Origin of the sequence: Kribbella aluminosa (assembly GCF_017876295.1) — a bacterium.
In the GTDB taxonomy this organism is placed as follows: Bacteria; Actinomycetota; Actinomycetes; order Propionibacteriales; family Kribbellaceae; genus Kribbella; species Kribbella aluminosa.
Map to the genome: position 1 here is coordinate 4043073 of NZ_JAGINT010000001.1, position 21465 is coordinate 4064537.

Genomic DNA, 21465 nt, shown 5'->3' on the forward strand with positions numbered 1-21465 from the left:
TGGATGCCTTCACGCCGAGTGCGCCCAACCGATCGCCCGCATCACGCGTCGCGCCACTTGTGTCGGCGCGTCGAGCCCAGGGTCGACAAGAACACAGTCTCCATCTAGACCTCATCCAAGACCAAATCCAGTTCGCCACTACGCCGAAGGTGCCAGTCCCGAAGGGGTCCCGGCACGTGCCGTTCAGTCAGCCGCGCCCGGACGCGTTCCAAATCGGTCTTGAGCCGACACAGGTTCATCGGCATCGCGATGGCCGCCTCGTACCTGCGCGCGGCGGCGCGGCTCTCAACTACTCCAGAAACGACCACACGCATCGCCCCAGCAGCACGGTAGTTCTTCGCCATGGAGGCCAAGTTGGTCAGTTCGAGCTCCATGTTGAAGGGATCCTCGGCCGGGGCCGGCCATCCGCGCGCCAGCTCGTCCAGATCAATAACCGCATGCGGGATCCCCAGCTTCTGCAGCTGCTCACCGATCACCCGAGCGGTTGTCGTCTTGCCGACGCCAACGGTGCCAGTGATCAGAAGTCCTTTTACCGTCGCCGGTCCACCATGCATCGAACCAAACTAAGTCCCTCGGCGGCGCGACCTGGGTCTCTTGGGCGGCAACTCATTGGAGTGCAAATACTTGGGTTACCAGTTCTAGCCTGCGTATGGCATCAGATGAGTCAGCTACGTAGCCGCGGAACCATTACCCCGGGCGGGTCTTGCCCAGGCCGGCTGCCGGCGCGGCGAGCTGCCCGTCGGACCCGCCCGGCTCCCCCGCCCGGCTCCCTCGTCCGGCACGACCGTCCGGCACGACCGCCGGGACGACCTTGCTCTAGCCTGATTGGTCAGTCGTAAGTGCATCGCACGGAGTTGCTGTACCACCGACCGGCCGACAACAAACGGGAGCCTACATGCCGATAACCGCTATGCTCGACGTGCACTTTGCTGCCGACCACTTGGTCGACGGGCCAGCCATGTTCGCCGAGATCCTCAAGGAAACTCGGGATTTCGCAGGTTGCATGCGTGTCGACTTACTCGCAGACGTTGCCGACCCCGCGCATTACGTTGCCTATGAACTCTGGGAGTCGAACGAGCACGATCTCGCCTACCGTGCGTGGCGACAGGGCGAAGGAGCGACAAAGCTACGCGACGTCCTGGACCGTATTCCTGTTCTCACGAAGTTTGAGACTGCCGTGCAGTCATAGCCCCACCGCGGTCTGATCGAGCCTTCCGCGACTACTTCAGATCCCACCCCGACGCGAAGAAAAACGGGTTGACCGCGGACCGGTCCGACCGTTCGAATGGCTCGTGAGTCCCCGCAAGTTGCACGCCGACCAGGCCGACATCGATACGCCGCTGGTCCGCGAGCTGGTGGCCGCTCAGTTCCCGCAGTGGGCAGCCTTGCCGCTGGAGCCGGTCGACTCCGGTGGATTGGTGAACGCGATTTACCGCCTCGGTTGCGACCTGTCCGTACGGCTGCCGTTCCGGCCCTCGATCACCGACGAAGTCCGACGGGAGCAGGCGAAACTCGCGGCACTCACGCCGTTCCTGTCTGTGGCCATCCCTTCTGTCGAGGCGATCGGCTCACCCACCGACGCGTTCCCGGGCGAGTGGTCCGTCCACCGTTGGCTCGCCGGTACGCACCCCTCCCCCGACGCGCTCGTCGACCCACGCCGGCTGGCCACGGACCTCGCGGCGTTCGTCGACGAGTTCCGGCGGATCGACCTGTCAGACCGGCCGCCGGCGTATCCGGGCGAGCGCCGTACGCGCGCTCCGATGGTCTCGATGGACTCCTCGACGCGGAAAGCGATCGGCGAGCTGGACGGCCTGATCGACACTCGCGCAGCGCTGGCGTCCTGGGAGGAGTCGCTCGCCGCGCCATACGACGGGCGCGAGGTGTGGGTGCATTCGGACCTGACGCCGGGCAACCTGCTCGTGTCGGCGGAGGGCCGGCTGACCGCGGTGCTCGACTTCGAGACATGCGGTGTCGGCGATCCGGCGTGCGACCTGTTTCCCGTGTGGTACCTGCTGCCCGCGAACGTCCGCGACGAGTTCCGTGCGGCGCTGGACGTGGACGACGCGACGTGGCTCCGGGGACGCGGGCGTGTGCTGTCCCAGGCCCTGATCGTGTGGTCGTACCGAAAGGACACCAACCCGGCGGTGGCGAACTACACGCGGCACGTCATCGGTGAGTTGCTCGGAGCTCCTCGATGATGCTCTCCGAGCGCCATCGCGACCGAACACGCACGCGGTCAATACGCAGAGTCTCCGGTAGTACGAGACCTCGCAGCGCCGGGTGCGATCACGGCTTGGTTAGGCTGGCGGTGTGAGCCTCGACATTCCCGAGCAGGTCCGGAAGACGGTCGTGGCCGACGGGAACGAATCCTGGCTGGACGAGCTGCCGGGCGTGGTCGACTCGCTGGCCCGGGAGTGGTCTCTGGTCATCGGTCGCAGCTTCGCGGGCGGTCACGCTGCTCTGGCCGTCGAGGTGACGCTGGTTGACGGAACTCCGGCCGTCCTCAAGGTCGGCGTACCAGGTCGGGACGTCGCGCAGGAGGCCATGGCGTTGCGCCTGGCGAACGGAGCAGGATGCGCCAAGCTGTTGCGCGAAGACCTGGGTCGACAAGCCCTTCTGCTGGAGCGCCTTGGGGCTCCGATGTACGACCTCGTGGCCGACCCTGCAAGCCGCCACGACTTGCTGTGCGAAGTGGCCGTTCGCCTGTGGCGGCCGATCGGTCCCGACATCGACCTTCCAACCGGGGCGAAGTTGGCTGAGCAGTACGCCGATCGGCTGCCGAGGCTATGGGAGCAGGCGGGGCGACCGTGTTCGCCGGCCACCGTGGCGGACGCGCTGAATTGCATGGATCGTCGGCGCCTTGCCCACGACGATCGGTCCGCGGTTCTGGTCCACGGTGACATCCACGAGATGAACGCCCTGCAGGCGAGTGACGGCAGCTACAAGCTCATCGATCCAGCCGGACTGCGGGCCGAACCGGCGTGCGATCTCGGCACTATCGTGCGGTGCAACCCGGACCTCGGCGATGACCTGTGGGCGCGGACTGAGCAGCTGGCCTCTCGCACGGGCGTGGATGCCACCGCCATCTGGGAATGGGGAACTATCCACCGAGTCGTCAGCGGCGTCTACGCCTGCAGTATTGGCTTTCAGCCCTTTGGCGATCTGCTGCTGGCCGAAGCGGATCGCCTCACGGCGTAGTCACCGGATCGTGCTGCAGTCCCCCGCCTACCGGCCGGGATGGGGCCGGAGCTTGAAGATCAGGATGCCGAGGTACTTGTTCATCCACGCCTGCTTGTGCGGGTAGCGGCGTCGGGCGTCCTCGGATAGTTGGGGCTCGATCGCGGTCTCGATCCACAGCCCTGCCGCACTGAACACGTTGATCAGGTCAGAGACGGTGTACGTACGCTTCGTGAGGGTGATCTGGTCGTTCCAGCCGCTGACGTAGGAGAACGGGGCGGTGGAGAAATACTCTTCACCCAAGGAGGAACCATTCTGTTCGGCCCGTTCGACGGCGTATCGGATCGGTTGCGTCCTGGTCAACAGGATGAATCCGTCGTCGGTCAGCATCGTCCGCGCTGCCTGCAGGGTGCGGACCGGATCTTTCGCGTAGCCGAAGGACTGCAGGAACAAGATCCGGTCGAACCGGCGACCGTCAAGCCCGGGCACAGAATCCAGCTCAGAGAGATTGCCCCGGATGAACTCCAAGCCAGGCGGCGGGGCGCTGAGGAAGTTGCCACTGACATCGACACCTACCGAGGCAGCCGCACCGTCTCGAACCAGCTCAGCGAGCTTCCCGCCGTTGCCGCAACCGACATCGAGCACCGACCGTCCGGTGACCTCACCCAGAAGTTCTCGCTGCGCAGGCCACTCGACAAGCCGATCCAGCGAATCCTCTCTGGCTCGGGCCCGCTCGTAGTCCGGAGCAAGTTCCAGCCACGCCTGGCTCGGATCCCCAGGAGTGTCGGTCTGAGGATCCGCCCGTGAGTCGTCTGACATCGCCACGAGACAGACCATAGTCGCCGCCGCGAGGTACGCCGGTGAAGGCATCGATCGCCCACCCACCATGGGATGGGTGAACCCGTTGATGGACAGCGCGACCCCAGCCTGGTCCAACGGGTCCCACCGGCCGTAGAGATGCGCCCAGTACTCGGTCGCCGCAGCCTCGTCCGATGTTCGCGGCAACGGTTCGGGTTTCGCCGTACTTGCAGCCGGCGGCACGCGTGGTTGACTCATGGCGCTGCCTTGCTCGCACCGCACTCTCGCCGGCAACGGCGTTCCAGCTGCGCCGATCGGCGGTCACCGTGCTGGTCACGTACTCCTCACCGAACCACACGGCCCTCGTCCGGTGCCTGTGGCAACTACCTGCCCCTGCACCCCCATTGAAGCTGGCGCTCCCCCGAGCCTGCTCGAAGTCGGTTGTCAGGTTGTGGTAAGCGTGGCGACGATGGCGGTGAAGGCGTCGCGGGCTGGGTCGTGGATGTTTTTCAGGGCGGCGAGCGCGCAGGCGGACGGGGGCAGGTCGCGGAGTGGGATTGTGAGTACGTCGGGGTGGTGGAAGTGGTCCGCGAACGGCGCGACCGTGGGGTGTACGAGGCGGCCTCGGGCCAGGAGGTACAGGAGTTCGGCGTTGTCCTCGACTGCAGCGTCGACGAATCGGAGCTGGCGGCCGGACGGTGTTCGGGAGGGGCACGTCGCCTCGGCTGCCTCTGGCGTGAGTCCGTAGGGTCGCCTCACGTCGTGATCTGCGAGGTCCTCGACGGACAGCTCGGCGCGGTCGGCGAGTGGATGGGTGCGGCCTAGCATCACGACGCGCTGGTCCGCGGCGCTGAGCACCGGGCCGACGACGATGTCGGGCTGGTCGAGTGGAAGCCGTGTTACGACGAGGTCGACCTCGCGACGGCGTAAAGGACCGAGACGGTCGTTGAACGGCGTGGTACTCAGCTGCACCGTGGCGCCGACGTACAGGGTCTCGAACTGCTCGATGGCGCGGCTCAGGACGTCCACACCCGAGGCGGCGTTCAGCAGCCCGACACGCACGACCCCCGGCCCGGCGCCTCGAAAGGTCGCCGTACGCAGCACGCGCTCGAGGCCTGCAACCGCGGGACTCAGCTCGGCCTGCAGTGCGGACCCGGCCTCGGTCAGTTCGACGACACGGCTGGTACGGCGGAAGAGCTCCTGACCGCCCAGCTTCCGCTCAAGAGCTCGTACTGTCTGGCTGACTCGCGAAGTCGTGAGGCCAAGGCGCCCTGCGGTGCGCCCGAAGTGGAGCTCCTCGGCGAGCACCAGGAACACGCGCAGTTCACGCAACTCGACGTCCGGCATCGTTGAGCGATGCTACACGTTCCGTGCTGCAGATCGGCGTTGATAGCAGCCCTCCACGCTGCGAGGGTCAAGTCATGGACCTCAACGGCGTGATCACGGTGGGCGTGCTGACACCTCACGCAACACCTGGTCCAGACGTCGAGCTACCGGACATGGCGCCGGGCCGGGTCCGCGTCAAGCTCTCCAGGACCTCGAACGAGGTGCCCCGTAGGCGAGGCCCCGACGATGCACGACCTACCACGGTGCCGACCTCAGCCGACGGCGTGCGCGCACAGGCGAGGCCGACCTTCGACAAGGCGGTTTCGGCGCTGATGCCTGCAGCAGAAGTACTCGCCCTCGACAGGGCGGCGTCAGCGCTGATGCCCACGGCGGACATGCTCGCTCTCGACGAGGCGGCGGCGGTGGTGATGCCTGCGGCCGACGTACTCGCGGTCGCGTCGACGGGCTGCGGGTATGTGCTTGGGTACGACGAGGAGTCCGCGCTCGTGAAGGGACTCCGGGACCGGTGGGGCGTGCCGGCGTATGCCACGTCCCTGTCGGCCGTTTCGGCGTTGCGGTCGCGGGACATCAACCGCGTCAGCCTGGTTCATCCGCCGTGGTTCGGGCACGCGCTCAACGACCTCGGCGCCGAGTACTTCCGCGGCCAGGGCTTCGAGGTCGTGGACGCTCGGCTGGCCGACCTTCCCGACGACCCGAGCCGAGTCCAGCCGGAGATGGTCGTCGAGTGGGTCGCACAACACCTCTCCCCCGGCGCCGAAGCAATCTTCATCGGCGGGAACGGCTTGCGCGCCGCTCGCGCCATTCTGCCTTTGGAGCGCCGCACCGGACGCCTCGTTCTGGAGGCCAATCAGGTCCTGCTGTGGTCAATTCTCCGGAATGTCCGAGCACCGGTCCAAGGGTTCGGAATGCTGTTCGACTGACCGGAACAAACAAAGGAGAAATACCATGCGAGACGTCATTCTGTACATGTCGATGTCACTGGACGGTTTCGTCGGCAGCGACCGCGGACACCCCGGAATGTCGATCCCCGAAGGCGACGAACTCAAGCGGTGGAAGCTCGACCGCATCAGCACGGCAGGCGCCCATCTCATGGGGCGTACGACGTACCAGGAGATGGCGTCGTTCTGGCCGCACTCGGACGACGACTACGCGGCCCCGATGAACGACATCCCGAAGATCGTGTTCTCCAAGACCCTCACCGACGCCGAGGCCAGCTGGCCGATCACCCGGGTTGCGCGTGGCGACCTCGCGACCGAGATCGCCGCGCTCAAGTCCGAGCCTGGCCCGGACGTGATCGTGTGGGGTGGCCGGCGGCTGGCCGGCGCTCTGGCCGCGGCGGACCTCATCGACGAGTACCGCCTCCTGATCCAGCCGCTGGCGCTGGGCACCGGACAGTCGTTGTTCGACCAACTACCGGACCCCAGGCACCTGAACCTCGTCGAGGCGGTGCCGTTCCCCAGCGGCGTCGTCGTACACATCTACCGCTCCACGGATTAGCCGAGGTCCAGATGCATCGTCGAGGTCTGCTCGCCGTCGACGGCCGGCCAGTGCGGTCGGCGATAGTCGGCTTCGTAGTCGAAGTTCAACGCCGGCTCGGCGACGCCCTCGGGCGGGCAGACCAGCGCATAGCCGGCCTCCGCCGGTTCACCCGGACGCGGGCCTTCTTCCCGCATGTACGGCCAGTTCAGCAGCCGCGAGTAGAACCGCGCCAACTCACGCGGATGGGCTGCCATGATCGTCACCGCCCCGAGCCGGATCCGCGGCGGCTCGCCCATCACAGGTGACCGGCCAGGTCTGCACAGCACTGCGACATTTCCACTGCTCCCTCAATTCCCGCGCGAACTGCTGCTGACTGCATCTTTCGAGGGTAGGTGAGTGCGGGAGGTCCCCCGGGGAAGTCCGCGGATCCCGGCGCTGCTCCGGCACCACTTCAGCACGGCGAGTTGGGGAGGATTTCCCGCCCGATTCGGCACAACATCCTCCCCAACCCGGACCTACGTCCGGCCGCGAGCTACGCCGTCCACCCACACGGTGGGGTGTGCAGCGGCGAGCTGGTCTACCGCTGCCGCGCCACCCTCGACGCCGTCACCAACGCACGAGAATCGACCACACCCACCACAACCACGCCACACCGACCGCCGACGACCAGCTGATCCCCCATACCTGCAACGAAATCCGCCACGTCACCGCGTCCGACTCTGCAACTGCCGACGCCGAAAGGGTCACGATCTACGGCTGTAGTACTAGGGGGCTGAAGATCGCTTCAGCACGGAGCGGATGGGGGTTCGGAGCAGGACCAGGAGTAGGCAGACGTAGAAGCCTCCGGCGACGAGTCCGCCGGTGGCGAGGGCCAAGTAGAAGGACCTGTCCCCCGACTGCAGTTTTGTTTGCCAGATCAGAAGGGTACGGCGAGCAGCGCCGGCGTGAGCGTGACCGCGGGCAGGACGCGGCCGGGATTCTCCCCCGCGGCCAGGCGGTCGATGACGCCGAGGCGGACGAGGGTCGAGCCGGTGCCAACCACGAGATCGCCGCCGAGCTGTTCATCTCGCTCAGCATCGTCAAGGGACACGTCGCCGGCCTCCGGACGAAGCTCGAGGCCCTGAACCGTGCCGAGGTCGCCGTCTGGGTCTGGTAGTCCGGACTGGCCTGGCACCACCCCTTTGTGAATCCGATCACGAGCTGCGAGGATCTGCGGCATGACCAGCGCGGGGCGTCTTCGTGGATGGCTGGACGGTACGCGCGACACCTGGAGTCCGCCGCGTGAGAGGGACCTGGCGAGCCCGTACCGGTTCCTCTTCTGGCTCACGCGAGAGCAGGCGCGGCGGGTCGGTTGGGGCGCCGCGTTGGGCACCTGCTGGATGGTCGGCCTGACCGTACCGCCGTGGGTCTTGTCCAAGGCCGTCGACGAAGGACTTGCCGCCCGCGACACGAGCGCCCTGGTCAAGTGGGTCCTGCTGCTGCTCGGTGTCAGCGTCCTGAACGCGCTCCTCGGGATCGCACGGCACCGCACGATGACCAAGATCCGCATGGACGCCTCGTTCCGCTCCGTCCGTGCGACCGTCTGGCACACGTCCCGCCTCGGCGCGTCCCTCCAGCGGCGGATGACCGCCGGCGAGGTGGTGACGGTCGGGATCAGCGACGTGTACACGGTCGCCCAGGCGCTGACGGTCACCGGCCCCGGCGTCGGCGCGGTCATCGCGTACGCCGTGGTCGCGGCCGTGCTGTTCACGATCTCCCCGCTCCTGGCGGCCGTCGTACTCGCGGGAGTACCGCTGCTCGCGGTCGCGGTCGGCCCGTTCCTGCAGCGCATCGAACGCACCGGCGGCACGTACCGGGTACACCAGGGCCACCTCACGACGCGCCTCGTCGACATACTTGCCGGGCTGCGCGTGCTCAACGGTCTGGGCGGGAAGGCGTTCGTCGCGGAGCGGTACGGACAGGAGTCGCAGCAGCTGATCGGCCACGGCTACCGGATCGCCGGTCCCGCGAGCTGGGTCGGCGCGTTGTCCACAGGATTGCCGGCGTTGTTCCTCGCCGCCGTCGTGTGGTTGTCGGCGCGGATGGCCGCGACCGGCGCCATCACGATCGGCGATGTGGTCGCCGTCTACGGGTACGTCGCCGTACTCGTCGTCCCAGTCTCCGCCTTCATCGAGGGCGGTGGGGACATCGCCCGCGCCCGGGTGGCGGGCCGGCGCATCATCGACCTGCTCAACCTGCCGGTCGCCCGCGACAACGACGGCGCCGTACCGCAAGGCCCGCTGGCCGATCCGACGTCTGGAGTTGTGGTCCGCCCCGGCGTGCTCACCGCCCTGGTCGCCGCCCAGCCGGCAGATGCCACCGCGGTTGTCGAACGCCTCGGACAGGTAGACGCTGGTGCCGGCGGCGTCGGGGTGACCTGGGCGGGGATGCCGATCGACAGCATCGGCCGTACCGAGTTCCGGCGCCGGTTGGTTGTCGCGGACAACGATGCCGAGGTGTTCGCGGGCACGGTGCGCGAGGTCGTCGCGGGACGCGTGGATCCCGCTGACGACCGGATCCGTACGGCGCTCCGCGTCGCGGTCGCCGAGGACGTCGTCGAGGCGCTCCCCGGCGGGCTCGACGCCCCGATCGCGGCCGGCGGCACCGACCTGTCCGGCGGTCAACGACAGCGCATCCGGCTCGCCCGCGCGGTCTACTCGGCACCCGACGTACTGCTCGCCGTCGAGCCGACCTCGGCGCTCGATGCGAACACCGAGGCGGCCGTCGTCGACCGGATCCGCGCGGCCAGGCGAAACACGACGACGGTGATCACCACGACGTCGCCGCTGGTACTCGATCGCGCCGACGAGGTCATCCTCCTGGTCGACGGCAAGTTGTCCGCGGCCGGCACGCACGCGGACCTGCTGCGCAGCAACCCGTACTATCGCGACCTCGTAGCGAGGACCGCCGATGAGTAGCCAGCTGCCGGTCGCCGGCCCCGCCGAGGTCCGGGCCGCCGCGATCCGGGACCTGAGCGCCGACCGCCGCGCTGTCGTCGCGGTCGTAATCGTCAACGGGCTTGCGTCAGCGGCAGGTCTGGCGGCTCCGTGGTTGCTCGGCCGCATCATCGACACGATCCGCGCCGGCGGCGGGGACGTGCTCGGCGCGGTGGACCGGCTTGCCTTCGGGGCGCTGGTCTTCACCGTCGTACAGACCGTGCTGGCGTGGTGGGCGCTGAAGATCGGCTACCGGTTCGGCGAGCGTACGGCGGCCCGTGTTCGGGAGCGCTTCCTGAGCCGGACGCTCGCATTGCCGCCCCGCGCGGCGGACCATCTTCCGGCCGGAGACCTGATTGCCCGTGGCAGCACCGACGCCTCGCTGGTCGCATCCACGCTGCGATCGGCCGTGCCGGAAGTACTCGTGGCCCTCATGCACGCGCTCTTCCTGATCGTCGCCGTACTCGTCCTGGATTTCCGGCTCGGGCTGTGCGGGCTGGTCTGTCTGCTCGGCGTCGGCGCGGCGGTGCGCTGGTACCTGCGCCGCGCGCGACCGGTGTACCTCGCCGTGGCGGCCACCGGTGCGGATCTGGCCGACGCCGTCGTCAGTACGGCGAAGGGCGCCCGTACGGTCGAACTCCTCGGGCTGGAACGCCGCCGGGTCGAGGTCACCGAGTCCGCCGTCATGCGCGCCCGGACCGCGCGCCTCGACGCGTTGTGGCTGCGGACGGTGCTGTTCCCGTGGGTCGATGTCTCGCTGGCGCTGCCGGTGGTCGGCGTACTGCTGGTCGGTGGCGCGTTGTACGCCGGCGACCTGGTCAGCCTCGGGGTCGTGGTGACCGCGACGGTGTACCTGCGCCAGCTCGTCGGCCCACTCGACACCCTGATGCTCTGGATCGAACAACTGCAGGGCGCCGGAGCGTCGTACGCACGGGTCGAAGGACTCGCGGACATCCCCGAGCCGCAACCGACCGTGCCGGCGCAGAACCTCGGCGACCGCATCCAGGTCCGCGACGCACACTTCAGCTACACCGGCGCGCGCGACGTCCTCCGCGGCATCGACCTGCTCGTGCAGCCCGGTGAACGGCTGGCGATCGTCGGTACGTCGGGAGCCGGGAAGTCGACTCTCGCCCGCCTGCTCGCCGGTCTCGACCGGCCGCGGACCGGGTCGGTGACGATCGGCGGTACGCCGGTCGCGGAGCTGCCGCCCGAGCAGCTGCGGGAGCACGTCGTACTGATCACGCAGGACCATCATGTCTTCCACGACTCGGTCCGCGACAACCTGCTGATCGCGAAACCCGACGCCACCGACAAGGAGCTGTACGCCGCCCTCGAAGCCGTCGGCCGGCGGGGCGACCTGGACACCGAGGTCGGCACGGACCTCGACGACGCGGGCGCGCAGCAGCTCTCGCTGGCCCGGGTCGTGCTCGCCGATCCGCACACGGTGATCCTGGACGAGGCGACCGCGCTCCTGGACCCGAAGACGGCGCGCCGGACGGAACAGTCGCTGGCCGGCGTGCTGCGCGGCCGGACCGTGATCGCGATCGCGCACCGCCTGCAGACCGCGCACGACGCGGATCGGATCGCGGTCATGGAGGCGGGCGAGCTGGTCGAGCTCGGGACCCACGGCGAGCTGGTCAGCGCGGGAGGCGTCTACGGGCAGCTCTGGCGAGCCTGGCACGGAGACCCCGCCGCGCGGTAGAAGGGAACTGTGGATCTCTTGGCGATCGCGCAGCTGCCCGGCCTGCTGGAGGAGCACCGACTGCCAGGGATGGCGGTCGGTGTCTGTACGGCGGACTCGGTGCTGTGGTCGGGTGGATTCGGTGTCACGCGGGCCGGTGGTGCGGTTCCGGTGGGCACCGGGACCATGTTCAGCGTCCAGTCGTGTTCGAAGATGTACACGGCGACGGCGGTGCTGCACGCCGTACAGGAAGGGCTCGTCGAGCTGGATGTGCCGATCGTCCGCTATCTGCCGGAGTTCCGGGTGCGGAGTTCGTTCGAGGAGCATCCGGAGCGGCGGATCACGCTGCGGCAGCTGCTCAGTCATACCGCGGGATTCACGCACGAGGCGCCGGTCGGATCGAACTACCTGGTCGGGCGGGCGTCGTTCGAGGCGCATTGCCGGAGCATTTCCGGGACCTGGTTGCGGTTTCCGGTCGGGCACCATTTCGAGTATTCGAACCTCGGGATCGATCTGGCCGGGTACGTGTTGCAGCGGTGCAGTGGAATGCCGTTCCACGAGTTCGTACGGCGATCGTTGTTCGTACCGCTGGGGCTGGATCGGACGTCGTTCGATGCGCGGGTGATCGCGCGCGACGCCGACCGGGCGATCGGGCATTCGACGGGGTACTCGCGGTTGCCGGTCCGGGTGCCGGTGGTTGCCGCGGGCGGGCTGTACACGTCCGTCGCCGATGCGTGCCGGTTCGTGCAATTCCATCTTGCGAATGGTGAATCGCTTGCTGAGCTGTATCGCGGGCGGGGCTACGGGTTAGGTGTCGCGCTCACCAAGGCGAACGGTATTCCGGTGCGCGGGCACGGCGGCGGCGGTTTCGGGTTTCTGTCGGACATGTATTGGGCTCCGGAGGCGGGAATCGGCGTCGTCGTCCTCACCAATTCCACGGCTCATCCGCTGCAATGGAAGCTTGCCAGCGACATCTTCCGGGAGCTGGTCGGCGAGAGACCTCCCGCACCCGCTCCGACCCGATCGGTCGCTCCGGCGGACTCGCTGGCGGGTAGGTACGACCAGCTGCGAGTCGTCGTCGAAGACGGGCAGGGCTTCCTGGTGGAGGGCGAATCGCGGAAGCCTGTGCAGTTCGTCGGACCGCACGAGTTCCGGGTTGGCGAGGAGCTGTACCGGTTCCACGAGGGACCTCCGGCGTACCTCGAGTCGGTCGAGGACGGCAGGGTCAAGTACCGCAACGACGTACCCGAGCCGGCGCCGGCCGCGGCGGACGGGCCGTGGAACCGGGACTACGCGATCCACGTCTCCGGGGTCCGCGACGGGACGGTGCGGTTGCGGAAGGAGAACGGCGTACACCTGTTCGACCACTGGGGCGGCGGCACGTATCGGCTGCGCGAGTACCGGCCCGGGCTCTACCTCTCCTCCAACGGGGAGATGCTCGACCTGACCCGGGTGCCGCCGACGTACGCGAATGTCCGGCTGCACGGATTGTCGGATCCGGGTGCTTAGGTTCGTTGAGTGGGTGTGGCCCAGCGAATGGAGACGGTGATGTTTTCGGCGAAGCGGTTGATGCGATTGCGGACGGTCCTCGAGCAACGGGTCGAGTCCGGCGCCGTGCCGGGCGTCCTGGCGGTGCTCGCGCGCCGTGGCGAGGTGCACGTCGAGGCCGTCGGCAGCCTCGCCTTCGACGGTGGCAGTACGGCGATGGCGACCGACACGATCGTCCGGATGGCGTCGATGTCGAAGCCGATCGTGGCGGCGTGCGCGATGACGCTGATCGAGGACTGCACACTGCGCCTCGACGATCCGGTCGACGACCTCGTCCCGGAGCTGGCGAGCATGAGGGTGCTGGCCGATCCCGCGGGACCGGTGGAGGACACCGTCGCGGCGGCCCGCCCGATCACGGTGCGGGACGTACTGGCGTTCACGCTCGGGACCGGCATGGTTCCGGCGGAGACGCCGATCTCGGACGCGCTGGACACGGTCCGCGGCAGGGACCTCGACGAATGGGTCGCGCGGCTCGGAAAGGTGCCGCTGGTCCATCAGCCCGGTGAGCGGTGGATGTACGAGACGGGCTCCGACGTGACCGGCGTACTGATCCAGCGGGCCACCGGGAAGTCCTTCGGTACGGCGCTGCGTGAGCGGATCCTCGAGCCGCTCGGGATGAAGGACACCGGGTTCAGCGTCGAGGCGCGGAACTTCGACCGGTTCGCGACGGCGTACGAGCAGGAGGACGGACCGGATGGGGCGGTCGTCGAGGACGTGCCGGAGACCGGGCGGTGGAGTGCGCCGCCGGTGCTCGAGGACGGTGGCGGCGGGCTGGTCTCGACCGCCGAGGACTACCTCGCGTTCGCGTCGGCGATGCTTGCGGGCGGCAGGTATCAGGGCACGCAGGTGCTGTCCCGGGCGGCGGTGACGCTGATGACGAGCGATCAGCTGACGCCGGAGCAGCGGGCGGTGTCCGGGTTCTGGCCGGGGTACTTCGCGACCACGAGCTGGGGATTCGGGACCGGGATCGTCACCGACCGGACGCGGCTCGGCCCGTCGGCCGGGAGCTACGGGTGGACGGGGTTCTACGGCACGGCCTGGTACAACGATCCGGCCGAGGAGCTGACCGGGATCCTGATCCAGCAGCGCGCTCACGCCGGCGACGCCCGGCTCGCGTTCGCGCGGGACTTCTGGACCACTGTGTACCAATCGCTCACCTAAGGAACGGCAAAACCTGACCTGTCCTGCCGGGTCTCCCCGCTCTTCGGTCGTATCGTCCGAAGAAGGTGCCGGTTCACACCGAGCCGGAGATTCACGAACGGGGAACCAGATCCATGCGCAGGTCCGTACTGACTACCGTCCCGCTGCTGCTCATCGCGCTTTTGCTCGGTGGCTGCGGCGGCAAGACGAACAACAACAGCTCTGCCGGGACCACGCCGTCCACCGGCACTAGCGCGAGCCAGCCGACCGCGGGAAGTACCGCGCCCACGACCGCGGCCGCTGACACCTGTCCGGCGAGCAACACCAAGTCGTTCGCGAAGACGAAGTTCGTCGCGCACGTCGGGCTCGCGGCGGGCAGCTTCCACCGGTGGATCTGGAAGCCGTACAAGGCCGGGACGTTCTCGAAGGGCGCGCACGGCCGGCTCAAGGCGACCATCAAGGCCGGCCTGACCGCGGCGTTCATCGCCCACGAGGTCAAGGTCGCCAGCGACGACGTGAGCGCGAGTCCCGCACTCTGCAAGGTCCTGAAGAAGCCGCTGGTCGCCCTGGGCAACCAGTTGAGCGACCTGAAGAGCAAGATCACCGGCGGCGACCTCTCCTCCCTGGACGGCGTCAACACCGCGATCGCCGGCGTCACGACGCTCAGCGACAAGAACGGTGCCCAGATCACCGAAACCTCGCAGAACTAACCCGCACTCCCCATCGACGACCGGCCCGGCGGATATCTTCGCCGGGCCGGTCGTCACTTTTGTTCGCAAGAGTGTCGGACCGGGGTGGTTCGGTTCGTTGGGTGGGTGTACGCAGTCTTGGGAAGGGAGAAGCGCATGCAGTACCTGATTTCGGTGATCGATCATCGGACCGCGTCGGCGACCGACGACGAGATGGCGGCGATCGGCACGTTCAACGAGCAACTGGTCGCGGACGGGCACTGGGTGTTCGCCGGTGGGCTGAGCGCGCCGAGCGACGCCACGGTGATCGACGGGCGGGGTGACGGGCCGCCGATCTTCACCGACGGCCCGTTCCTGGAGTCGAAGGAGTACCTGGCCGGGTTCTGGGTCTTCGAGGCGCCGGATCTGGACGTCGCGCTGAAGCTGGCCGGTGCCGCGTCGAAGGCGTGCAACCGGCGGCTCGAGGTGCGGCCGTTCCTGTGAGCGACGTCGAGGAGGTGGTCACCCGGGCGCATCGCGAGGAGTGGGCGCGGGTGGTCGCCTCGCTCGCGAAGCGGTTCGGGGATCTGGACATCGCGGAGGAGTCGGCCGCCGAGGCGTTCGCGACCGCGGTCGAGCGCTGGCCGCTGGACGGCGTACCGCCGAACCCCGGCGCCTGGCTGACCACCACCGCGAACCGCAAGGCGATCGACCGGATCCGCCGCGAGAACAAGCGGGACGACAAACAGAAGGAGGCTCAGATGTCGTACGACGGTCCGCCGGAGCCTCTCGGGGTGATCGACGACGAGCGGCTACGGCTGATCTTCACATGCTGCCATCCGGCGCTGGCGATGGAGACCCGGGTCGCCTTGACGCTGCGGATGGTCGGCGGGCTGACCGTGCCGGAGATCGCCCGCGCGTTCTTCGTCCAGGAGACCGCGATGGGCCAGCGGATCACCCGCGCGAAGGCGAAGATCAAAGCGGCCCGGATCCCCTATCGGGTGCCGGCCGCGGAGGACCTCCCGAGCCGGGTGTCCGGCGTACTCGCGGTGCTGTTCCTGGTCTTCAACGAGGGCTATCTGGCGACCGGGCCGGATACCGATCCGGTGCGCGGCGAGCTGACCGTCGAGGCGATCCGCCTGACCCGGCTGATCCGCGCGCTGCTCCCGGCCGACGGTGAGGTCGCCGGGCTGCTCGCGTTGATGCTGCTCACCGAGGCGCGCCGTACCGCGCGCGTCTCGCAGACCGGTGAGCTGGTCGCGCTCGACGAGCAGGACCGCGGCGCCTGGGACACGGCGATGATTGCCGAAGGCCACCACTTGGTGCGGGAGCGGCTCGCGACCCGGATCGCGCCCGGCCGGTACCAGATCCTGGCGGCGATCAACGCAGTACACACGTCCGCTCGCGACCTGCGGGACACCGACTGGTCGCAGGTTGTCGCACTCTACTACCAGCTCGCGCGCGTCGACCCGTCGCCGATCGTCGCGCTGAACCGGGCGATCGCGGTCGCCGAGCTAGACGGCCCCGAGGTCGCGCTGGCGATCGTCGACGGGCTCACCGACACGCTGTCCGGCTATCACCCGTACCACGCGACCCGCGCAGACCTGCTCCGCCGGCTGGGCCGGAGCCGGGAGTCGCGGGCGGCGTACGACGCGGCCATCGAGCTGTCCGGGAACACCGCCGAGATCGCCTACCTGACCCGGCGGCGCGATCAGCTCGGCTGAGGGTGGCGCCGCTGGCTCTCGCCGAGGTCTCGAGACGGCGTTCTGGGCGTGGATCTCGCAGTACGAGTCGGACTGGTCGAACACCTTGACCAAGCTGCGCGAGGTGGCTACCTCCGACCGAAACGCGCCAGACAATGCCAGACGTACTTGATCGTCTGGGGCGGATGTTTGCGGGCTGCGTCGCCGAGGAGGTACGGCGTCAGCTCCAGGCCGAGTTCCTGCGCAAGCGCGACGATGTCGGGACCGCGGTACGCCGGGTCGAAAGTGGCCGGCGTACCGCGGAAGCCGGGGTGGTATTCGATCGGGCAGCCGAGTTCGCGGGCGGCCGATTCGACCGGGGTGCCGATGAAGGACGGGTCGAGGACCAGCGCGTCGACGTCGGTGGCGAATTCGACGGGGCCGTGGATGTGCGCCTCGACGTAATCGTCCAGGTCGTCGGAGCCGGTGGCATCCGCCAATTCACAGAGCTGCGGCAGCGAATGCCGGTCGCCGTAGTCCTCGGGCTCGAGGGCGGAATCCGGAAAGCAGAAGGTCGCCCGTTCGGCCACTTCCGATTTCAGCCGCAAGTACGACGACCCGAACCGGATCGCCCCGCCGTACACGTCCTCCCGCCGATTCCACACGCCGTACACCGGCCGAGCAGTCCCCGGCTGACCGTCGTACCGCCCGCCGAACAACCGACTCTCCCACCGCCACCGGTCCCCACCCGGAAACGCGGTCCGCCCACCATTAGAAATCCCCGTAGCGAACTGCGACCTGTAAACCCCGTCCCCCACCATCGACTCGATCACCATCCCCGAACCATGCGGCCAATTCGGCTGAAACTGCACACTGAGCATCAGAAGTGCATTGTCAGACGTTGATGTTGAAGCCGGGGTTCAGGTCGGAGGCGGCTTGGCCGGCGCGGATTCCCCAGTTGGTGGTGGGGAGGTCGCGGACCAGGATCGTGACGTGGTCGGGTGGGATGCCGAATGCCTTCAGGTTGGTGACGATGTCGGTGTAGAGGGCGCGCTTGGCGTCGACGGAGCGGCCGGCGAAGCAGTCGATGCTGACGAGGGTGAAGTACTCGGGCTGGGTCAGCCGCGGCGAGCAGGCGAGGCGGTGGGGCGCGTGCACCACGAGCCGCACGTCCTTGTCCTGCGGCGGGATCCGGAACGCGGTGATCAGCGCCTGGTGGACCGCGTCGATCAACCCCGCCTCGTCCGCCTCGGCGTACTCTCGGCGAACCTCGATCAGTGCACTCGGCATGCCAGCCTCTCCGCAGTCGGTCCCCAGACCTCATCACGAACCACCCTCCCGCGGCGACCGAATATGTCGGTGCCGCCGGACACACTCGTTCCTCATGAAGATCCCACGCGGCGCCGCCGTCGTCCTGCGGTCCGGAAAGATCCTGGTCATCAAGCGCTACCTCCAGCAGGAGTCGGCCGCGGACTGCGCGATGTGTGAGTACACCGACACACCAGGACCGGAGTGCAGCGGCCATCGGTACGCCGTACTGCCCGGCGGACATGTCGAGCCGGGCGAGTCGGCCGCCGCCGCGGCGCTGCGGGAGCTGACCGAGGAAACGACCCTCACCGGTGCCATCGACCACCTCCTGTGGACCGGCACCCACAACGGACGCCCGGCGTACTACTTCCAGATCAAGGACGTCGCCGGCGTACCCGAACTCTCCGGCGACGAAGCAGCCGTCCACTCCGGGTACGGCCCTTGTTCGTCAACCGGACCAGCCTGCGCGCGGCGCTGGTGCGACTGGTCACGGTACCTTCGCCGCCCGTGCTGCGGCGGGGGTTGCCCAGCCGCGTAGTACGGCATCAATCGTTGCCCTGAACGCGGTCTCGGCTGCAGTGCCGTCGAGGCCGCCGGCGAGTTCGAGGGTGACGAGCCCGTGCAGGGCGACCCACAACGAGACGGCGATCAGTGTGGTGTCGCCCGCGAGGATATGGTCCGCCACGGCGCGGTCGATCGCCGTGACAAGCGGCCGCACCGGGTCGCGGTCGCCGACCCGGGTCGACGGGACGAAGGACTGTGCGCCGCCGAACAACACCGTGTACAGGTGGCGGTGTTCGCGTCCCCACTGGCGGTACGCCGCGGCCAGCGCGCACAGATCCTCCAAGGCGGTCTCCGAGCTGGGAACAGCCGTCAGGTCCTGGAACAGGCCGGCGACCGCCTGGTCGCGCACCTCGCGGATCAGTCCGTCCTTGCCCTGGAACAACGTGTACACCGCCGCCGTCGACGTTCCGGCGGCGGCGGCCAGCGCGCGGACTGTGACCGACTCCTGGGGACGGGTGGCGAACATCTCGGTCGCGCACGCGACGAGCCGTTCTCTGACGGCGACGTCGTTCGTTCTCGGCCTTCCCATGGGGAGCAGTTTAGCCGAGCTGATAACATTGTTTCAAAACACTGTTACAAAACGCTGGAGGACCAACATGCCACCGTCCGTCGTACGTCCCTTGCGCCTTGCCGGCCGCCTGCTGACGGCCACCGCCGTGGTGGTGGGACTCGTCGCCGTCTTCCTCGCGTTGATCGTCGCCACCAACGGCGCGGGATCGGGGTTCGCCGCATGGTCCGCGACTGTCGGGGTCGCGGCTGTCGCGGCGCTCTGGCGGGGCCGCCGCCGCGCCTGGCGGGGACGGCTGGTGCCGTTCCTGCCGGTGCTCGTCGCAGCGGCCCTGACGCTGTCGGTGTGCGTCCCGACCGTTCCGACGACGCGCCGCTACCCGCCCGCCCTGGCGTTTGTGACCACCGAGCACTGGAGCCTGTCCACCGGCAGCCGAGTCGCCGTCTACCACTACCCGCCCACAGGCAAGGGCCCCCGGCATCGCGTTCCGCTCGTCTACCTCGCCGGCGGGCCGGTGCGCAGCATCTCGGTGCTCGACCACCGCTTCCTGCAGCGGCTCGCGGGGCAGGGCTACGACGTGTACGCCTACGAGCAGGCGGGCGGTGGACGCAGCGACCTGCTGCCCATGGACCAGTACTCGATCACCCGGTCCGTCCAGGACCTCGGCGCCTTCGTCGGCAAGCTGGCCAAGGGCCGCGCCGACGTACTGGGATTCTCCGCGGGCGGGGTCGTGCTGACCCGCGCGCTGGCCGACCCGGCCACCGCCGCCCACCTGCGCCGGGCGGTCATCGCCGAGCCAGGCCCGATGGACGGCCCCACCGCCCGGATCGCGAAGCAGACGGGCCGACCGTCGGCCCGCGGCATCGCACCGGCCATGACCGGACCGCGCTCCACACACGTCCCGCGGTACGCGGTCGCGTTCGGACTCATGCGGCTCGGACTGCTCAGCCTCGACACTGGCCTGGTAGGACAGGCGGAGGGCGTCAATGCCTTCACCGCCGCCGATCTCGGCAGCGACACCGCGTCCAGCTACTGCGCGCGGGACGCGCACCGCATTCCGGTCGAGGACACAGCGCACAACTTCTCCTTCAGCGCCGCCGCCAGTCTCCGCATCCAGCAAACGATCAAAGACTCCCCCTCCATCGCCCCTCAGCTGAGGCTCTCCCGGACACCCGCGATGCTGATGATCGCCGAGTGCTCCTCCCAGGTCCGGCAGTGGCAGACAACCATCCTCGCGAACGACCCCGCGATCCAGCGCACCCAGTACATGGCCGGCGTCGGCCACCGCATGTGGAACGGCCTGGGTGACAACGACCAACGAGCAGCAGCCGTCATCACCGCATTCCTCCAGGACAAGCCCGCACCGCTGCCGGACTACCCGACCCAAGCCGACGTCCCGGCCTTCCTCCGTGACCACAAGTAAGTGGGCAGCCCCTGATCCGGGAGTCCACGCTCGAAGGGCTCGACACCGCCACCCGCAAGGGCAAGCACGGCGGGTCGCGCACGATCGTCGCGGACGGGAACCAGAGGTCCAGCAGCGCCTGCTGCCGATCGGAGAGTCGCACAGATTAATGCAGAAAAGCGACGGAGAAGTATGGACGAATTTCCCCGGAGGATTTACCCTGGCCGAATGCAGAATTCACAGGGAAATGCCTCACCATCAATAAACGTATCATCGGGAATTGCGGAAAGCAAGTCCGGGGAATTCTGGCAGCTCGGGGCGGATCGGGTCCGCCGCATCGGCTTCGGCGCGAAGCGGCTCGCGGGGTCCGGCCTGCCTGACGGGGCGGATGTGCGGGAGCGGGCGATCGCGCTGCTGCGGCGGGTCGTCGAGCTGGGCGTGAACCATCTCGACACTGCCGCGTTCTATCCCAGTCACGGGCGGGCCGGCGAGACCGAGTTCGAGAGCCTGGACTGGGCGAACGACGTGATCCGGCAGGCGCTCGCGCCGTACCCGGACAACCTGGTGATCGCGACCAAGGTCGGCCCGACGAAGAACGGGCTGGCGCGGCCGGACGAACTGCGTGGGCTTGTCGAGGCCGATCTGCGGGCGCTCAGTGTCGACACGCTCGACCTCGTGTATCTGCGGCAGCTGCGGCTGGAATCGATCGCCGAGCATTTCGGGGCACTCGCCGAACTCCAGGCGAAAGGAATGATCCGGCAGCTCGGAATCTCGAACGTCCGGGTGTCACATTTGCACGAGGCACGCGAGATCGCGCCGGTGGTCGCGGTGCAGAATCGGTACAGCGTCGGGTTCGGGCGGGTGAACGACGAAATTCTGCAGCTGTGCGGTGAGCTCGGGATCGCCTTCGTGCCGTTCTTCGCGGTCACCGCGGAATCACGCGAGGCGGGTGGTGTGCCGGAGTCCGATCCGGTCCAGGAGATCGCCGCGCGGCACGGGGCGACCGCGGCGCAGGTCCGGCTGGCGTGGACGCTCAGCCGCGGTCCGCACGTCCTGGCGATCCCGGGCACGTCCAGCGAGCGTCATCTCGAGGAGAACCTTCGGGCCGGGGACCTCGTCCTGTCCCCCGACGAGCTGACCGCGCTGGACTCGGTGATCGACTGAGGTGGGTGGGTGCTCAGAGGAAGT

General features: G+C 68.3%; 23 protein-coding genes. 16 read left to right on the forward strand and 7 right to left on the reverse strand.

Going from position 1 to position 21465, the window contains the following annotated elements:
* Positions 1-104: 104 nt before the first annotated feature.
* The gene (locus JOF29_RS19325; RefSeq protein ID WP_209695552.1) at positions 105-554 is read right to left on the reverse strand and encodes an adenylyl-sulfate kinase; all 450 of its coding nucleotides are present in this window, start codon (positions 552-554) and stop codon (positions 105-107) included.
* 356 nt (positions 555-910) lie between these two features.
* Between JOF29_RS19325 and JOF29_RS19330 the strand changes: the two genes are divergently transcribed.
* From JOF29_RS19330 to JOF29_RS19340, 3 genes are all read left to right on the forward strand, one after another.
* Complete coding sequence (locus tag JOF29_RS19330; RefSeq protein WP_209695553.1) at positions 911-1189, forward strand: putative quinol monooxygenase; 279 nt, start codon at positions 911-913, stop codon at positions 1187-1189.
* Between the two features lie 103 nt (positions 1190-1292).
* Positions 1293-2198 (forward strand): aminoglycoside phosphotransferase family protein, encoded by a 906-nt coding sequence (locus JOF29_RS19335; protein WP_209695554.1) that lies wholly within the window; start codon positions 1293-1295, stop codon positions 2196-2198.
* 112 nt (positions 2199-2310) lie between these two features.
* On the forward strand, positions 2311-3198 hold the full coding sequence (locus JOF29_RS19340; protein WP_209695555.1) for an aminoglycoside phosphotransferase family protein: 888 nt from the start codon (positions 2311-2313) through the stop codon (positions 3196-3198).
* 27 nt (positions 3199-3225) lie between these two features.
* Here the strand turns inward: JOF29_RS19340 and JOF29_RS19345 are convergent, their stop codons facing one another.
* Together JOF29_RS19345 and JOF29_RS19350 are read right to left on the reverse strand one after the other, a co-directional pair.
* Positions 3226-4233 carry a class I SAM-dependent methyltransferase gene (locus JOF29_RS19345; RefSeq protein ID WP_209695556.1) on the reverse strand — a complete coding sequence of 336 codons (1008 nt, stop codon included), beginning with the start codon at positions 4231-4233 and terminating at the stop codon, positions 3226-3228.
* Positions 4234-4419: 186 nt separating this feature from the next.
* Positions 4420-5322 (reverse strand): LysR family transcriptional regulator, encoded by a 903-nt coding sequence (locus tag JOF29_RS19350; protein ID WP_209695557.1) that lies wholly within the window; start codon positions 5320-5322, stop codon positions 4420-4422.
* A gap of 74 nt (positions 5323-5396) precedes the next feature.
* On the opposite strand from JOF29_RS19350, the gene JOF29_RS19355 reads away from it, so the two are divergent.
* On the forward strand, positions 5397-6242 hold the full coding sequence (locus JOF29_RS19355) for a maleate cis-trans isomerase family protein (protein ID WP_209695558.1): 846 nt from the start codon (positions 5397-5399) through the stop codon (positions 6240-6242).
* A 25-nt stretch (positions 6243-6267) separates the two neighbouring features.
* Positions 6268-6819: a dihydrofolate reductase family protein gene (locus JOF29_RS19360; RefSeq protein WP_209695559.1), complete on the forward strand. Its 552-nt coding sequence runs from the start codon at positions 6268-6270 to the stop codon at positions 6817-6819.
* On the opposite strand, the gene JOF29_RS19365 is transcribed toward JOF29_RS19360, so the two are convergent.
* Positions 6816-7097, reverse strand: a complete 282-nt coding sequence (locus JOF29_RS19365) for a VOC family protein (RefSeq protein WP_209695560.1) — start codon at positions 7095-7097, stop codon at positions 6816-6818. The genes JOF29_RS19360 and JOF29_RS19365 overlap by 4 nt on opposite strands.
* Positions 7098-7705: 608 nt before the next feature.
* Here JOF29_RS19365 and JOF29_RS19370 point away from each other — a divergent pair.
* The 8 genes from JOF29_RS19370 to JOF29_RS19405 all read left to right on the forward strand — a co-directional run bounded on the left by JOF29_RS19370 (position 7706) and on the right by JOF29_RS19405 (position 16537).
* Entirely contained in the window at positions 7706-7957 is a 252-nt protein-coding gene (locus tag JOF29_RS19370) for a LuxR C-terminal-related transcriptional regulator (RefSeq protein WP_209695561.1), read from the forward strand.
* A 61-nt stretch (positions 7958-8018) separates the two neighbouring features.
* On the forward strand, positions 8019-9758 hold the full coding sequence (locus tag JOF29_RS19375) for an ABC transporter transmembrane domain-containing protein (protein WP_209695562.1): 1740 nt from the start codon (positions 8019-8021) through the stop codon (positions 9756-9758).
* Complete coding sequence (locus tag JOF29_RS19380; RefSeq protein WP_209695563.1) at positions 9751-11478, forward strand: ABC transporter ATP-binding protein; 1728 nt, start codon at positions 9751-9753, stop codon at positions 11476-11478. Before JOF29_RS19375 ends, JOF29_RS19380 begins: the two co-directional genes overlap by 8 nt.
* Positions 11479-11487: 9 nt before the next feature.
* Complete coding sequence (locus JOF29_RS19385) at positions 11488-12966, forward strand: serine hydrolase domain-containing protein (protein ID WP_209695564.1); 1479 nt, start codon at positions 11488-11490, stop codon at positions 12964-12966.
* A 39-nt stretch (positions 12967-13005) separates the two neighbouring features.
* Positions 13006-14166 carry a serine hydrolase domain-containing protein gene (locus JOF29_RS19390; protein ID WP_209695565.1) on the forward strand — a complete coding sequence of 387 codons (1161 nt, stop codon included), beginning with the start codon at positions 13006-13008 and terminating at the stop codon, positions 14164-14166.
* Between the two features lie 113 nt (positions 14167-14279).
* Positions 14280-14855 (forward strand): hypothetical protein, encoded by a 576-nt coding sequence (locus tag JOF29_RS19395; protein ID WP_209695566.1) that lies wholly within the window; start codon positions 14280-14282, stop codon positions 14853-14855.
* Positions 14856-14990: 135 nt separating this feature from the next.
* Entirely contained in the window at positions 14991-15317 is a 327-nt protein-coding gene (locus JOF29_RS19400) for a YciI family protein (protein ID WP_209695567.1), read from the forward strand.
* The gene (locus JOF29_RS19405) at positions 15314-16537 is read left to right on the forward strand and encodes an RNA polymerase sigma factor (RefSeq protein WP_209695568.1); all 1224 of its coding nucleotides are present in this window, start codon (positions 15314-15316) and stop codon (positions 16535-16537) included. Before JOF29_RS19400 ends, JOF29_RS19405 begins: the two co-directional genes overlap by 4 nt.
* A gap of 107 nt (positions 16538-16644) precedes the next feature.
* On the opposite strand, the gene JOF29_RS19410 is transcribed toward JOF29_RS19405, so the two are convergent.
* The gene (locus JOF29_RS19410) at positions 16645-17376 is read right to left on the reverse strand and encodes a DUF3626 domain-containing protein (protein WP_281067247.1); all 732 of its coding nucleotides are present in this window, start codon (positions 17374-17376) and stop codon (positions 16645-16647) included.
* Positions 17377-17389: 13 nt separating this feature from the next.
* Positions 17390-17785, reverse strand: coding sequence for a tautomerase family protein (locus tag JOF29_RS19415; protein WP_209695569.1), 396 nt, complete (start codon positions 17783-17785; stop codon positions 17390-17392).
* 94 nt (positions 17786-17879) lie between these two features.
* Here JOF29_RS19415 and JOF29_RS19420 point away from each other — a divergent pair, with 94 nt between their 5' ends.
* Positions 17880-18341, forward strand: a complete 462-nt coding sequence (locus tag JOF29_RS19420) for an NUDIX hydrolase (RefSeq protein WP_209695570.1) — start codon at positions 17880-17882, stop codon at positions 18339-18341.
* Here JOF29_RS19420 and JOF29_RS19425 read toward each other — a convergent pair.
* Positions 18291-18896 carry a TetR/AcrR family transcriptional regulator gene (locus JOF29_RS19425; protein ID WP_209695571.1) on the reverse strand — a complete coding sequence of 202 codons (606 nt, stop codon included), beginning with the start codon at positions 18894-18896 and terminating at the stop codon, positions 18291-18293. The two genes, JOF29_RS19420 and JOF29_RS19425, sit on opposite strands and share 51 nt — an antisense overlap.
* A 67-nt stretch (positions 18897-18963) precedes the next feature.
* Between JOF29_RS19425 and JOF29_RS19430 the strand changes: the two genes are divergently transcribed.
* Complete coding sequence (locus tag JOF29_RS19430) at positions 18964-20298, forward strand: alpha/beta hydrolase (RefSeq protein WP_209695572.1); 1335 nt, start codon at positions 18964-18966, stop codon at positions 20296-20298.
* Positions 20299-20505: 207 nt separating this feature from the next.
* Positions 20506-21441 (forward strand): aldo/keto reductase, encoded by a 936-nt coding sequence (locus tag JOF29_RS19435; protein WP_209695573.1) that lies wholly within the window; start codon positions 20506-20508, stop codon positions 21439-21441.
* Positions 21442-21465 lie beyond the last annotated feature (24 nt).